The following is a 13,756-nucleotide window of genomic DNA, read 5'->3' as shown; positions in this document are numbered from 1 at the left end:
GCCGCGATAACCAATGCTAAAGTTTGAAGATAAAAGAGCATAAGCAAAACAACACAGGACCCGTTGAATGGAAAACAGCTACAGCCATCTGGTGCATATTCAGAGTCGCGACGAACTGCGCCTGTATGAGCTGATCCCTAATGTTGTCTGGATTTTTGATCTCGACCGTCACGGCTGGTGGTGGGGCAATCAGGCGGCCATTGATTTCTGGGGCCTGAAGACCGTCGATGACCTGATTAATAAAGATCTGTCCGGTGACACCCAGGGGGCCAAAGACCGCACCGCACAGACCTTCGAACTGGCGGCCCGCCAGGGGCTGACCATCGATCCCTGGACCACCTACCCTAACGGCAAGCCAAAAACCCTGCATATGATGCACCGCGCCGTGTTGCTCGGCCCGCAAAAACATCGGGGCATCATTGCCTACATCAACGAAGAAGTGAATCTGGGCGAAACACCGGAAAATCTTTTGCTGGTCGAAGCCATGCGTTACACCAATGTGCTGGTCACCAGCTTCACCTTTGACGGCGCCATGGTGATCGAAAATCCGGCGGCCACTGAAGCCTATAAACAGATTAATACTGCGGCACTGACGGATGGTATTACGGAATTTTCCGCACGTTTTGCCGACCCGGCAGAAGGCGCCCGCTGTCTGGAAAAAGCCATCGCCGAACAGGGAGGCCGCTGGACGCACCGCATGCAAACCTCTGCCGGGCTGCGCGACCATACGCTGGACATCCGCATTACCCGCCATCCGCTGAGTGGTGACTTTCTGATTCTGATGTCGGAATACGATGTTACCTCACTGCATAAAGCCCTGCAGGATGCCCGTGACGCGCAGGAAAAACTGCAACAGATGGCCTACTACGAAGCACTGACCGGATTACCGACCTTACATTTATTTCAGGATATGGCCAGCGCGCAGCTGACTCATGCGCTGCGGATGAAAGAAAAACTGGCCGTTATGTTCATCGACCTCGACGGTTTTAAAAACGTCAACGACAGCTATGGCCACGAAACCGGCGATCAGGTGCTGAAAAATGTGGCACAGCGTCTGAAGGATAATCTGCGTGCTTCCGATCTGCTTGCCCGTTTTGGCGGTGATGAATTTGTCGCCCTGCAACTTGATATAAAAAGTGCCGACGATGCCATCCTCTTTGCCGGGAAAATCATTAACGTTCTGGCAGAGCCCATAACGACCCAACAAGGCAATATTACAATCGGCGCCAGCGTGGGTATCGCCCTTTATCCGCAGCACGGTCAGGATCTGAAAACACTGATTAATAAGGCCGACAAAGCCATGTATCAGGTTAAGAACGCTGGTAAAAACGGTGTCCGGTTGGCCTCCGCCGATGAGTAATGACAGGAATCAAGCCAGGATCTGATAACACTAATTAAACAGGCTCCAACAGGCACAGGGAGGATTTATGCAAGAGAGCGCTTCACCCTGCACACGCAACTGTTGCCTTAATGATCAGGACATTTGTATGGGCTGTTACCGATCACTGAGTGAAATACTGATCTGGCAGGCCTCCAGCGCTGAGGAAAAACAGAAAATTCTGCGCAATTGCGCAGAACGGAAACAGAAATCAGTAAAATAAAAAGACATTAAACCGAGAAAAGAGGCATAAAGGAAAAGCACCCTCTGATTATTCCACTGGCATTTTCGCATGGCCACTGCTGTCCCACAGCTTGGAGTGACATCGCGTCACTCCAAATTGCAGCATTAATCGACGACTGTTTTTCAATCTGAAACGCCTTTCCGGGGCAAGCCCCTGGCCCCCCTGCAAGGAGAAGTATCTCCTTCCGATCCTCTCTTTTCGGCGCGTCCGGCTTCATCCAGCCAACTGCAATGATTATGTGGCACGCAAAACAATTCGCCCCGGAACGACTCTTTTAAGTACCAACAATTTGTATCGTTCCCGGGCCGGGTTTTGCTCTGAAGGCCACAGAATCATCTGGTTGTCTGGCGCCGCACGATCGCCGGTTTGAGCAATCCGCTCAGCCGTATTCCAGAGGAAACCGTGTTTGAGACATGATATTTCAAAAATGCGTTTGATCTGAAAAACGGCATCGCGGTGACGGTGTTCTGCGCCTCTGGGGCCGCCGCAGAAACCGCAGATATGTCTGGTCTGTCCGCAGGGATGCGGACAAGTGGCTCCGGCCATGGATGGCCGATGAGGCACGCGGCCAGTAAATATCAAGGTTTCAAGGGTGACGGCCCAGAAAGCGCGAAGCTGGGCCTGTTTTTGCTCCTGCAAAACATGCATTTCCGCCATCCATGGCGGTCAGGTATAAAGCCCCGCCGGCAAGGGGATAAGTGTAGTGGTCTAATCAATCCGGACACCCGCTTAGGTGATAAAATCACAACCCAAGAGGTGTCCAATGAAAAAACAACGTCGTATTTTTACTGCAGAGTTCAAGCAAGAAGCTGCCAGCATGGTGCTCGATCAGCAGCGCGCTGTTTCCGAGGTTTGTCAGGCGCTGGATATTGGCGATACCACTCTGCGACGCTGGATTGATCAGTTACAGGAAGAACGCGGCGGTGCTACGCCAAAGGGCAAAGCCCTCACGCCTGAACAGCAGAAAATTCAGGCACTTGAAGCCCGAATTAAAGAGCTGGAGGAAGACAAGGTCATTCTAAAAAAGGCTACGGCTCTCTTAATGTCAGACGCGATCAAGCCTACCCGCTGATCAACCAATTGAGAGAGCGGTATCCGGTTAAAAAGCTGTGCTCACTATTTGAGATTCACCGCTCTTGTTACTACGCCTATCGCAACAGAGTAAGCCGTATCAATAGCCAGCGGGTACGCCTTAAAGCTCACGTGGCTGAGGTCTTTAAAATCAGCCGTGGTTCACTTGGAAGCCGGGGAATTCGCGACAAGCTGAACGAAAATGGCAACCAGGTGAGTCGCTATCTGGTCGCCCGATTAATGAAAGAGCAGCGCTTAGTCAGCAAACAGCCCGGAGCACATAAATATAAACCAGCAACGGCAGAGCATCTGTCGATTCCTAATCGTCTGAACCGTAGGTTTACCGTGACAGCACCCAATCGGGTCTGGTGTGGCGACATCACTTTTATACGAGCCGGTGGACGCTGGATTTATCTGGCCGTTGTACTGGATCTGTACGCCCGCAAAGTGGTGGGCTGGGCGATCTCTGATAAAGCGCAGACAGGGCTGGTCACTAAGGCTTTGGATGATGCGTATCAGCGACGGGGAAAACCATCCGGCGTGATGTTTCATTCCGATCAGGGCGCTCAATATACAAGCCTGAAGTATCGGCAACAGCTGTGGCGTTACAGGATGCAGCAGAGTATGAGCCGTCGCGGAAACTGCTGGGATAATGCGCCGATGGAGCGTTTATTCCGAAGTCTGAAAACCGAGTGGATACCGGATAAGGGGTATCGTTCGGTGATGGAAGCAAAAATGGATGTGGGCCGGTATCTGATGCATTACTACAACGGCTACAGACCACACAGTGCTAACAATGGGCTGAGCCCATCGGCAGCCGAAGAATTACTTAAGACCGTGTCCGGAATTAGTTGACCACTACAAAGTTCCCCTGCGAGGCAACAGGCCTTGATGTTAAAAAATGCAGTTTTTGTCAGCTGCGGTGCTGATTAAAAACTATGGGACAGTAGCGGGATCATGGGCAAGGATTGGAATGCACTTTATGAATAGCATTAATCCGTTCAAGTATCTCCGCCGTTAATACAACATCCGCCGAATCAATATTTTCCCGCAACTGTTCCATAGTGGTTGCGCCAATAATATTCGACGTCACAAAACCCTGCTGAGTAACAAAGGCCAGCGCCATAGTGACTGGACTGATTCCCAGATCCGCTGCCAGGTCGACGTATTTCTGAACCGCCTGTTCCGCATGCTCACCTTTGTAACGGCTGAAGCGTTCAAACAATGTAATGCGGCCTTTAGGCGGCAACTGGCCGTTCAGGTATTTACCACTGAGCACACCAAATGCCAGCGGCGAATACGCTAATAAACCAACCTGTTCACGGTGAGAGACTTCCGCCAGACCGACTTCATAGCTGCGGTTCAGCAGATTATAAGGATTCTGAACGCTCAGAGGCCGTGCCCACTGATTCTGATCAGCAATCTGCAGCACTTTCATTGTGCCCCAGGCGGTTTCGTTCGACAGACCGTAATGGCGGATTTTGCCTTCGTTAATCAGTTCCTGCAGCGCGCTCAGCGTTTCTTCCAGCGGCGTGCTTTCCAGCTCCTGATGTTCGTAGCCCAGCTTGCCAAAAAAATTGGTTGGCCGTGCCGGCCAGTGCAGCTGATAGAGATCGATATAATCGGTCTGTAAACGTCGCAGGCTGTTTTCTACAGCTTCACGAATATGTGCACGGGTCAGTTGTGGACCATTGCGGATATGGGTCATCCAGTCACCCGGGCCTGCCACTTTACTGGCCAGAATCACCTTGTCGCGGTTTCCGCTTTTAGCAAACCAGCTGCCGATGTACTGCTCAGTGCGGCCCTGGGTTTCGCCCTTCGGCGGCACCGGATACATCTCAGCGGTATCGAAGAAATTAATGCCACGCTCCAGCGCATAATCCATTTGCTGATGCGCTTGCGCTTCTGTGTTCTGCTCACCCCAGGTCATGGTACCCAAACAGAGCTTGGTTACCTGTAAATCGCTGTTGCCCAATGGTCGTTTTAGCATCACTCCACCCCGAATACCGAATCAAAGCCCGCATTATGAAGCGGATGCCCGACACTGATAACCCCACTCAGCCGAACAACCTGTATTCTGAAGACAACAGTCGGATGCAGAATTTAACGTCGAATAGATAACGGTATAAAAACATCAAAAAGGCAGAGTTCGCCGCGTTCAAACCGGTACCGAGTGCAATCACACAGAAAGATAACGGTATAAATAGAGAACTAATGGCGCCAACCGACCGTTGATAACCAAGCGCTTGCTTGGTACCTTGATTTTCATAACAACTGACTGCTCAGGTCGTTACAACGCACACCACGGGGACACGTTATGCCGTATCAATCCACGCTGCGCGCCGGTATTTTTGCCGGCAAAACCTTAATTGTTTCCGGAGGCGGCAGTGGTATTGGCCGCTGTACGGCCCATGAACTGGCGTCTTTAGGTGCAAAGGTCGTTCTTATCGGACGCAACGAAGACAAATTGCACAGGGTATTGGGAGAAATTCTCGAAGATGGCGGCCAGGCCTGTTGCTACAGCCTGGATATCCGCGATGAAGACGCCGTAACCGCCACCATCGCCACCATCGTGACTGAACACGGTCCGATAGCCGGCCTGTTTAATAACGCCGGCGGCCAGTTCCCCTCCCCGCTCGAATTTATTAATAAAAAAGGGTTTGAAGCGGTACTGAATACCAACCTTACCGGCACGTTTTTAATGATGCGCGAAGTCTATCGTCAGTCGATGCAAAAGCACGGTGGCGCCATCGTTAATATGACCGCTGATAATCTCAATGGCATGCCGGGCATGGGGCATTCCGGGGCTGCCCGCGCGGGGGTGGAAAACATCACCAAAACCGCGGCCTGGGAATGGGGAAAAAGCGGCGTACGGGTTAATGCCGTCGCACCTGGCTGGGTTGCCTCCAGCGGCTTTGATACCTACAGCCCGGCAATGCAGAAAACCATCCGTAACCTGCGCCACCACGTACCGTTAAAGCGCATCGCCACCGAAGCTGAAATCAGTTCTGCTGTCTGTTTTTTATTAAGCGAAGGCGCCAATTTTATCAGCGGTGTCTGTCTGCGCGTTGATGGCGGATCATCGATGGGCTCGGCACCGGCCATTATTCCGCTGCCGGATAAACCCGCCACCAACAGCGAATCGTTCAACGGTTTTCATCGCTATGAATTACCCGATGTGCTGAAAAATAACGACTAACGGAAGGAACCTCATATGCTGACGTTTGACTCGCTGCGATTAGCCAGCCCGTATTACAACGAACACCACGCTGAATGGCGCAGCCAGCTGCGTAAATTTGTTGAACGCGAAATCATGCCCAATGTCGACGAATGGGAAGAAGCCTGCGACCTGCCACAATCGCTTTGGGATAAAGCCGCCGATGTGGGCCTGCTGCAATTAGGCTATCCGGAACAATACGGTGGTCTGAGCGAAGGCACCGATATATTTCATACCATTATTGCCGTGGAAGAACTCAGCCGTACCGGTGCCGGAGGGATTTATGCCACATTAATGGTGCATGGTATTGGCCTGCCACCGGTCGTGCACTTTGGCAGCGATTATTTAAAAGATAGGGTCATTGCTCCGGTATTGCGCGGTGAAAAACACATTTCTCTGGCCATTACCGAACCCGGCGGCGGTTCAGATGTTGCCAACCTCAGCACCAGTGCTGTACGTGACGGCGACCACTATATTATTAACGGCAGCAAAACCTTTATTACCGGTGGCATGCGCGCCGACTGGTACACCGTTGCCGTGCGTACCGGCGGTGAAGGTGTGGGCGGCATTTCCATGATTCTGGTGCCGGCTGATGCCGCCGGCTTCAGCCGTACGCCATTAAATAAAAAACAGGGTTGGTGGTGCTCCGATACCGCCACACTGTATTTTGATAACGTCCGCGTCCCGGCAAAAAATTTAATCGGCGGCGAAAATCAGGGTTTTATGCCGATCGTGCATAATTTTAATAATGAACGTCTGGCATTAACCGCCGGTGCTTTAGCCAGCGCCAAAGTCTGTATCGAAGAAGCCGCCACCTGGGCAAAGGAGCGTAAAACCTTCGGTAAACCATTGAGCAAGCACCAGGTTATCCGCCACAAGTTTGCCGAAATGGTGCGCCAGGTAAATGCAACCCAGGCGTATATGGACAGCTGTGCCTGGCAGATCCAGAACGGCAAAGCCAAACCTGCCGACATTGCCTTATTAAAAGTGCAGGCCACCATGGTGATGGAATTCTGTGCCCGCGAAGCGTTACAGATTCTGGGTGGTGCCGGCTATATGCGCGGTTGTAAAAGCGAGCGCATTTACCGTGAAGTGCGGGTCAATGCCATCGGCGGCGGCTCGGAAGAAATTATGCGCGATCTGGCCGCCCGTCAGCTCGGTCTTTAATCTCTTCAGGACGATATTGGCGTCGTCCGGCTTAAGTGCCGGCGACGCAGAACAATAATCAGCATCAATGCAATGCAGGCCAGCGCCACCGCCAGCGGAAACAGCAGCGTAATCCAGGAATAATGCTCCAGAGCTGTAACCACCAACAGATTACGTAATAAAAATAAGGCAAAAAAACCGAGCGATTCTGACTGTGGCTGCGCCCAGGCTTTACGCAGTGTCGGGCCAAAGCCCAGTAAGTCCACCGAGGTTAAAATAATAACCGCCATTAATGCAGAATCACTGAAATACCAGAATGGCAGCGACGATAAAGCCGCAATAAAAAATAACCAATCCAGTTTTGTGATAGCCAGATCACCCCGTTTTAAAAACGCCAGACAGGCGATAAACAATGTGATGCAGGCCGACAACCCTACCGCCCAGGCACCCGCCCCGCCGTTATCACTCAGTTGCGCGAAAAAAACCACCAGAGTGGTAATTCCCCAGATCACCCAGGAAAACACATGGGCCTTAATCGCGCCGGTCAGAATTCCGCGGATATAGGGTAAAAAAGCGCTGAAAGTAATGATCATCGCCAGAGCACTGGCGAGCACTTTAAAAGACATCATGATTCTTCATCCGGGTAGTTCAGGGTCGGTTATAACGACAGCCCTGGCAATTCAAACAGCCGGCGGCGATAGCGGTTAGCCAGTACACGATCCGGCAGGATATCAATCAGTTCAATCAGCCGTGCCTGCACCTGCTGATAGTCGGCGGTCTCTGCAAGCGATGTCGATGCCTGCGGTTTGCCGTGGCAACGGGACTGTAAAAAATCCAGCAGCACATCCAGAGCGGCCTGATAATCTCCTGCAGCTGCCAGAGCACCGGCCAACGCCAAAACGGCCGAGCTCTGCTGCACCTCTGGTTGCGTTAATTGCTGGCGCAGCGCATCAATCTCATCAAGCGACTGCTGCCCCTGCTCGCGTTGTAACGCCAGCCGGGCCTGTGCCTGCTGCAGCTTCGGTTCACGCAACACACTGAAATCGGCGGCGGCCAGCCAGCTTTCAGCCAGCTGAATCAACGCGCCACGTTCTGAGCGCGGCAAGCAGCCAAGTCCTTCCAGCAAGATATTCAGAATATCGGCCAGCATCAGCGCCACACCACCCTGTGCAGCAAAGGCAATCTGGCAGGCCTGATTCAGGCTGAATGCCGCCTGATCTGCATCAGCGGCAGCAAAGGCCCGCTCCGCCTGCTGCAGACAGCCGGATAGCAGAGCACTCTCCTGCGCTGGCTGCCTGAGCCAGGGCTGAATAAATGCGCGGATCTGCGATTCGGTGAGCGTCTGCTGAAAGCGATCAACTTCAATGCCGTTCTGCAGCAACAAGACCGCCGGCAAACCTTTAACCGCAAAGCGCTGCAGCAGCTCGGGTGACTGTTCTGCATCGACCTTGAACAACAGTATCTGCCCCTTAAACTCCAGCACCAGCTTTTCCAGCAATGGCAGAATCGCCCGGCAAGGCGCACACCAGCTGGCCCAGAAATCGAGCAGCACAGGAACCCGGGCAGCGGCCAGCTGTGCGGTCAACTGCTCTTCGGTCAGCGATACAATCCAGGGAGGTTCTGCCAGAGCTGGCGCTGAGGGTTCCGTCATAGTGAACGCATAAGTGTCTGCAAAGCTGCGTATCCTAACGCTTTGGAGAGTAAATGCCACAGCCGATAATTCAGTGAGCGACAAATACGGCCCGCACAATTTTGCGGATTAATAACCAGAGCACATCAAAAAGATAACGGTATAAATCAATAAGTCAGGCACACAAAATGTGCCGATCATAAGGTATACTCGCCTCGCCCTGACCCGGCCAACCCCAACCAGCAGCGGAAAGCATTCCATGACCAAACCTGCACTTTCCAACAACAAACATCCAGCTGGCACGCCGTCACCAGCCAGTTCAGCAAAGAATATCTGGCTGGCCCTGCTGGTCAGTGTCTGGTTATTGGCAACCCTGGCCGGCTTGTGGTGGTTTCAGCAGCAGAATGTCCGCCCTTTTGTCGCAGCCAGCGATGACCCGCGCTTCTGGCAAGCCAGTCAGGTCAGCCAGATGCTGCAACCGTTACTGCAGCAATTGCCACCGTCTGCGATCCCGCAGGGCACAGACGAACCCGTGCTTTTGCTGCATTTCTGGAACCCCGATTGTCTGTGCAACCAGCTCAGCCAGCGCCATTTTGATGGCCTGATCAGCCGCTTTAACGCGGCCCAACTGCGCATTGTGGTGATTGCTGCTCCGGGTACCAGCGATGAACAACTGCAGAATTTCCGCCAACTGAACGGTACCCGTATGGAAGTGATGCGCCAGCCCCAGGGCCTTGATCTGCCCCTGCCCAGCAGTCCGGCGCTCGCCCTGTTAAGCCCTCAGGGTGAACTGGGTTACTTTGGCGCTTATGGCTTCGGCGCGCTGTGCACCGTCGCCAATGATGACTTTTTCCCGAATATCGTGCGCGAACTGGGCGCACAGGGTTACGGCCCTTTTGCTAACGTAGCGGGTGATGGCTGCTTCTGTGCCTGGCCGCTGCAAAAAGCCGCCGCTTCAGAAACGCCTGACTGAACATCTGGCGCTCAATTTAACCCGCACTGAGCTGACGGCGAACTCTGGCAATAGCACGTAACAGGTTGCGCTGTTGCTTCAGCATCTGCTGTTTATCCGTCTGTGGCTGATACAGACTGCGGTTAATCTCTGCGGCCAGCCAGCGCAGCAAGCTCTGCTGCTGCGGGCAGTGCTGCTCAAGACGCTGCAGATAACTGCCTGCTGTTTCTCCAGCCTGCGGCTCAACCCCCAGTTTTTGTCCTTTGTCCTGCAGACGCTGCCAGCTGCGCATAAAAGGCGAAACCGGCGCCGGGCGCTGACGCCACCAGACAACCAGCGAAGCCAGCAGGAAAAAGCCGCCAAAGCTACCACCCAACACGTATAAGCCCTGCTGATAGTCATCCAGCCCAAGCACACCGTTCAGAAAGCCCTGCTGCCGCTTACTGTCATAAGACAACACCCACAATTGCCAGTAATAATTCAGGCTGTCCATTTCCATACGCAGCTGATTCAGCCAGCTGACGCCCTTAAAGCGATGCGGTGACAGCAGATTATCCTGCAGAAAGGTTCCCTCTTCAGCGACCGCGCGCTCCAGACCGAACTCGATACGCTGTGGCGCAACCGCCGCGGTCGGATCAACCCGCACCCAGCCCTGCCCACGGAGCCAGACTTCCGTCCAGGCATGGGCATCGTACTGACGCACGGTTAAATAACCATCGGCAGCATTCCACTCACCGCCCTGATAGCCGGACACCACCCGCGCCGGAATCCCTGCGGCACGAGCCAGGAATACAAGCGCACCAGCATAATGAGCACAGAAACCGCGACGCTGATTAAACAGAAAGTCGTCAATTTCTTCGCTGCCCATCAGCGGTGGTTTCAGGGTGTAATGAAAGTCCTGCTCGCGGAAATGACGCAACACGCCATTGATGTAGGCTGCATCATCAGCCGCCTCTGCACGACGCTGCTGCGCCCAGGCCAGCGTCTGCGGATTACGGCCTCGCGGTAACAACAGGTTCTGTCGCTGCTCAAGCGGAACCAGCCCCTCTTCACTGATGCTGACCGAAGGCCAGGACAGAGCCTGATAACGTTTACGCTCGTGTAACGGCCGGCGTACGACCAGGCGGTCATCGAGGGTCATGCCAATGCGCTCTTCCTGCGCGGCTACCCCCCGCAGGGCAAACAACCACTTCTGACTGGTTGCCTCCTGAATAATTTCATAGCGAACCAGCCCTGCGGCACCTGCGGGAGGTTGCCAGCTGTTCGGGTACCACTGAGCTTCAGAGGTAACGCCGCTGGTCTGCCAGCGCCGGCCATCGTAGTCATCCAGAACCAGTGCGCGCCAGTAAAGCTGATCCCGGGGCGGTACCCGGCCATCGCTGAACGACACACGAAACACCAGCTCATCGGACTGGCTGAGATCGGCAATATCACCCGGCGCCATTTCGGCCGACAATCCGGTTTTTGCCTTACCCGACTGCAGCGCCATGCTCCACAGCGGTGCCAGACGCGGAAACAGCAGATACAACACCAGCATCAGCGGCAGCGACACCAACAGAATGGCGGCGGCCAGCTTTGCTGCGCGACGGCTGCGGCGCACACTTTGCGCATCATGGGAGAAACCGTTCTGATGCAGAGCGACCAGCGCGCTGGTCAGCAGCCAGACCGTGATGATGCCATACAGGCCGGAAAACAAACTCTGATCAAAGAGAAAGCCGGTACCGAGCAGAAAGTAGCTTAAAAAAACCACCACATAACCATCGCGGCGGTTACGCATTTCCAGCAACTTCAGCAGGCTGGCGGCAATCAGAAAGGCAGCGGCACTTTCCAGCGAAAAGGATTTATCGAACGCCACCACCACCGCGGCCGAGGCCACGAACACCGCCACCACTTTGGCCCAGCGGTTCGGGTAAGATAAGCGCCCCAGATGCGTCAGCCCGCGCCAGGTAAGAACAAACAACGCCAGCCCCCACATCCACAGTGGCAGGTGTTGTCCGTGCGGCAGTAAAGCGGCCAGATTACTGCCCAGCAACCACAACAAGGCGCTGCGCGGAATCTGCAGATCGGTATTCGGATGACCGGCAGCGCTCATTGTGCACCTCCACCAAAGCCATAGAGTGCCAGTGCTTCAAGACAGCGGTCACGATGACCGTCACTGTGATCCGGGGCGATTTCCTTACCCGGCAGGCGCAAACCGTAACGCCAGCCCAGCTGGTGTGCCTGTAACACCCAGCCACACAGACGAGACAAACGCACTTCCGTGCTTTGCGGCGCCAGCACATCCCAGTCGAGCCAGCAGGTGGCGCCTTCATCATGATCAAAATCTTTGCTCACCAGACCTTTGCCGCGGGCCAGCTGTTTCCAGGCAATCTGGCGCATGGAATCGCCCGGCTGATAATTACGCAGCCCCTGAAAATCCTGCTGACCGGACACACTGGATGGCGCCCCAACCAGCTTATCGCCCTGCTCTCCGGCGGCAAACACAAAGGGGACGGTTTCCGGTTTCGGGTACACCAGCGCGTTAAAGTCGAGTTTGATCCAGGTCCAGGTATTAAACAGCCCCAGCGGGAAGCGTGAATCCAGCCGCAAACGCTCAGCCTGCAGCGGCCCACGCTTATGAGTGCGGAAACTCAGCGCCAGAGTACGGGTCTGGGCCGCATCAACGTCGGTCAGTTGTGCAGGATTATCGGGAAAACCCAGCAATAAGGCTTCATGAAAGCGCTTGGGAGCCGCGATCAGACGCAGCGGTAGCTCAATCACATCACCGGCAAAACAGGGATACGCCCGCCCGGCCGCCAGCGTCAGCCCGGACAGGTTGCGGAAGGTAAACATCATTGTCGCCAGCGATACACTGAACAGCCAGAAGGTCAGGCCGTAAATCAGGCTGTTCTGATAATTTATCGCCGTCACCAGCAGCACAATCAGCAGCAGTGTGAACAACAGCCCGGTGCGGGTTGGCAGAATAAAAATGGATTTATGGTTAAGCGTTACCTGAGGCGCTGGCGGAATACGCCGGTCGAGCCAGCGTTTCCAGCGCGCGCGCCAGCGACTGGCCAGCGACGTCATACCAGAACCGGCACCGTATTGAGAATACGCTGCGATACGCTGTGTGCGCCGCCATCAGCGGCTTCCGCCAGACGATGATCAACCACCGCCGGCAGCACCGCCTGAATATCCTCCGGCAGCAAGTGCTGACGGTTACCATCCACCAAAGCCCAGGCCTTGGCACTGCGCAACAACGCCAGCGCACCGCGCGGTGACAAACCGTACTGATAGCCACCTTCGTAGCGGGTAAAGGCAATAATGCGCTGCACATAATCCAGCACGCTGGCCGAGGCCTGCACACTGTTTACCTGCTGCTGCAGCTGCGCCAATTCCTGTGTGGTTAAAAGTGGTTTGAGGTTGCTGGCCATGGTGCGGCGGTCGCGGCCTTCCAGCAACTCGCGTTCAGCCTTCTCATTGGGATAGCCCAGCTGAATACGCATTAAAAAACGGTCGAGCTGAGATTCCGGCAACGGGAAAGTCCCCGACTGAGACACCGGGTTTTGCGTGGCAATGACGAAAAACGGCATTGGCAGTGGCCGGGTTTCCCCTTCCACTGTTACCTGCCCTTCTTCCATCGCTTCAAGCAACGCGCTCTGTGCCTTAGGCGTTGCGCGGTTAATTTCATCGGCCAGCAATAACTGGGTAAATACCGGCCCCGGATGAAAACGGAAGCGGCCGACATCCGAACCGCTTTCACGTTCAAAAATACTGACGCCGAGAATATCCGCCGGTAATAAATCGGAGGTGAACTGAATGCGGTTATATTGCAGACCCAGCACTCCGGCCAGCGCATGGGACAAAGTGGTTTTGCCCATGCCGGGTAAGTCTTCAATCAGCAGATGACCACGGGCCAACAGACAGCTCAGAGCCAGTTTAAGTTGCTCTTCTTTGCCCAGAATAACTGCGCCGAGTTGCTCAAGCGCACGTTGAATCGGAGTGGTCATAGTGTTTCCCGTTACTGCCCGTCGTAAACCTCAAGCATAAGTGACTCAGGGTTGCAGGGAAATGGGCAGACACTCAGGCTGAGGAAAGAAGCACAGAATTACGCGTAAAGAATGGTCAGAAACAAGCGC

13 protein-coding genes are annotated in these 13,756 nt (G+C 54.4%); 6 read left to right on the top strand and 7 right to left on the bottom strand.

Translation table 11 applies throughout. From position 1 onward, the window contains the following. Positions 1-67 precede the first annotated feature (67 nt). The gene (locus tag HUF19_RS08110; RefSeq protein ID WP_260999309.1) at positions 68-1,360 is read left to right on the top strand and encodes a GGDEF domain-containing protein; all 1,293 of its coding nucleotides are present in this window, start codon (positions 68-70) and stop codon (positions 1,358-1,360) included. Between the two features lie 67 nt (positions 1,361-1,427). Continuing rightward, complete coding sequence (locus HUF19_RS08105; RefSeq protein WP_366516553.1) at positions 1,428-1,601, top strand: DUF1289 domain-containing protein; 174 nt, start codon at positions 1,428-1,430, stop codon at positions 1,599-1,601. 255 nt (positions 1,602-1,856) lie between these two features. Here the strand turns inward: HUF19_RS08105 and HUF19_RS08100 are convergent, their stop codons facing one another. Then, positions 1,857-2,270 carry a hypothetical protein gene (locus HUF19_RS08100; protein ID WP_260999307.1) on the bottom strand — a complete coding sequence of 138 codons (414 nt, stop codon included), beginning with the start codon at positions 2,268-2,270 and terminating at the stop codon, positions 1,857-1,859. Between the two features lie 115 nt (positions 2,271-2,385). On the opposite strand from HUF19_RS08100, the gene HUF19_RS08095 reads away from it, so the two are divergent. Then, a protein-coding gene (locus HUF19_RS08095) for an IS3 family transposase (RefSeq protein ID WP_260996778.1) occupies positions 2,386-3,548 on the top strand; the annotation gives its coding sequence in 2 pieces (ribosomal slippage) (positions 2,386-2,641 and positions 2,641-3,548; 1,164 coding nt in all). 100 nt (positions 3,549-3,648) lie between these two features. Here HUF19_RS08095 and HUF19_RS08090 read toward each other — a convergent pair. Continuing rightward, a complete protein-coding gene (locus tag HUF19_RS08090) occupies positions 3,649-4,683 on the bottom strand; it encodes an NADP(H)-dependent aldo-keto reductase (protein WP_260999306.1) in 1,035 nt (344 codons plus the stop codon). Between the two features lie 327 nt (positions 4,684-5,010). Between HUF19_RS08090 and HUF19_RS08085 the strand changes: the two genes are divergently transcribed. Both HUF19_RS08085 and HUF19_RS08080 read left to right on the top strand, forming a co-directional pair. Next, complete coding sequence (locus HUF19_RS08085) at positions 5,011-5,892, top strand: SDR family oxidoreductase (protein WP_260999305.1); 882 nt, start codon at positions 5,011-5,013, stop codon at positions 5,890-5,892. 15 nt (positions 5,893-5,907) lie between these two features. After that, positions 5,908-7,077: an acyl-CoA dehydrogenase family protein gene (locus HUF19_RS08080; RefSeq protein WP_260999304.1), complete on the top strand. Its 1,170-nt coding sequence runs from the start codon at positions 5,908-5,910 to the stop codon at positions 7,075-7,077. 5 nt (positions 7,078-7,082) lie between these two features. Here HUF19_RS08080 and HUF19_RS08075 read toward each other — a convergent pair whose 3' ends face one another. Both HUF19_RS08075 and HUF19_RS08070 read right to left on the bottom strand, forming a co-directional pair. Next, positions 7,083-7,685: a hypothetical protein gene (locus tag HUF19_RS08075; protein WP_260999303.1), complete on the bottom strand. Its 603-nt coding sequence runs from the start codon at positions 7,683-7,685 to the stop codon at positions 7,083-7,085. A gap of 29 nt (positions 7,686-7,714) precedes the next feature. Next, the gene (locus tag HUF19_RS08070; protein WP_260999302.1) at positions 7,715-8,707 is read right to left on the bottom strand and encodes a thioredoxin family protein; all 993 of its coding nucleotides are present in this window, start codon (positions 8,705-8,707) and stop codon (positions 7,715-7,717) included. 238 nt (positions 8,708-8,945) lie between these two features. On the opposite strand from HUF19_RS08070, the gene HUF19_RS08065 reads away from it, so the two are divergent. Next, entirely contained in the window at positions 8,946-9,659 is a 714-nt protein-coding gene (locus HUF19_RS08065; RefSeq protein ID WP_260999301.1) for a DUF6436 domain-containing protein, read from the top strand. Between the two features lie 16 nt (positions 9,660-9,675). On the opposite strand, the gene HUF19_RS08060 is transcribed toward HUF19_RS08065, so the two are convergent. Genes HUF19_RS08060 through HUF19_RS08050 form a run of 3 tightly spaced genes read right to left on the bottom strand, consistent with a single transcriptional unit; the run spans position 9,676 to position 13,627 of the window. Continuing rightward, complete coding sequence (locus HUF19_RS08060) at positions 9,676-11,730, bottom strand: transglutaminase TgpA family protein (RefSeq protein WP_260999300.1); 2,055 nt, start codon at positions 11,728-11,730, stop codon at positions 9,676-9,678. Continuing rightward, a complete protein-coding gene (locus HUF19_RS08055) occupies positions 11,727-12,704 on the bottom strand; it encodes a DUF58 domain-containing protein (protein WP_260999299.1) in 978 nt (325 codons plus the stop codon). Before HUF19_RS08055 ends, HUF19_RS08060 begins: the two co-directional genes overlap by 4 nt. Next, entirely contained in the window at positions 12,701-13,627 is a 927-nt protein-coding gene (locus HUF19_RS08050; RefSeq protein WP_260999298.1) for an AAA family ATPase, read from the bottom strand. The genes HUF19_RS08055 and HUF19_RS08050 overlap by 4 nt, the downstream gene beginning before the upstream one ends. Positions 13,628-13,756 lie beyond the last annotated feature (129 nt).

It is taken from the genome of Thalassolituus hydrocarboniclasticus (assembly GCF_025345565.1).
GTDB classification, from domain to species: Bacteria; Pseudomonadota; Gammaproteobacteria; order Pseudomonadales; family Oceanobacteraceae; genus Venatoribacter; species Venatoribacter hydrocarboniclasticus.
The sequence above is the reverse complement of the archived record's forward strand: the minus strand, read 5'-3'. Positions and strand labels throughout refer to the sequence as shown.

Bases quoted from the DNA above. Each gene is read 5' to 3' on its own strand.
- HUF19_RS08065 (WP_260999301.1), top strand. From the start codon at position 8,946: ATGACCAAACCTGCACTTTCCAACAACAAACATCCAGCTGGCACGCCG.
- HUF19_RS08060 (WP_260999300.1), bottom strand. From the start codon at position 11,730: ATGAGCGCTGCCGGTCATCCGAATACCGATCTGCAGATTCCGCGCAGC.
- HUF19_RS08105 (WP_366516553.1), top strand. From the start codon at position 1,428: ATGCAAGAGAGCGCTTCACCCTGCACACGCAACTGTTGCCTTAATGAT.
- HUF19_RS08085 (WP_260999305.1), top strand. From the start codon at position 5,011: ATGCCGTATCAATCCACGCTGCGCGCCGGTATTTTTGCCGGCAAAACC.
- HUF19_RS08090 (WP_260999306.1), bottom strand. From the start codon at position 4,683: ATGCTAAAACGACCATTGGGCAACAGCGATTTACAGGTAACCAAGCTC.
- HUF19_RS08110 (WP_260999309.1), top strand. From the start codon at position 68: ATGGAAAACAGCTACAGCCATCTGGTGCATATTCAGAGTCGCGACGAA.
- HUF19_RS08080 (WP_260999304.1), top strand. From the start codon at position 5,908: ATGCTGACGTTTGACTCGCTGCGATTAGCCAGCCCGTATTACAACGAA.
- HUF19_RS08050 (WP_260999298.1), bottom strand. From the start codon at position 13,627: ATGACCACTCCGATTCAACGTGCGCTTGAGCAACTCGGCGCAGTTATT.
- HUF19_RS08075 (WP_260999303.1), bottom strand. From the start codon at position 7,685: ATGATGTCTTTTAAAGTGCTCGCCAGTGCTCTGGCGATGATCATTACT.
- HUF19_RS08100 (WP_260999307.1), bottom strand. From the start codon at position 2,270: ATGCATGTTTTGCAGGAGCAAAAACAGGCCCAGCTTCGCGCTTTCTGG.
- HUF19_RS08070 (WP_260999302.1), bottom strand. From the start codon at position 8,707: ATGACGGAACCCTCAGCGCCAGCTCTGGCAGAACCTCCCTGGATTGTA.
- HUF19_RS08055 (WP_260999299.1), bottom strand. From the start codon at position 12,704: ATGACGTCGCTGGCCAGTCGCTGGCGCGCGCGCTGGAAACGCTGGCTC.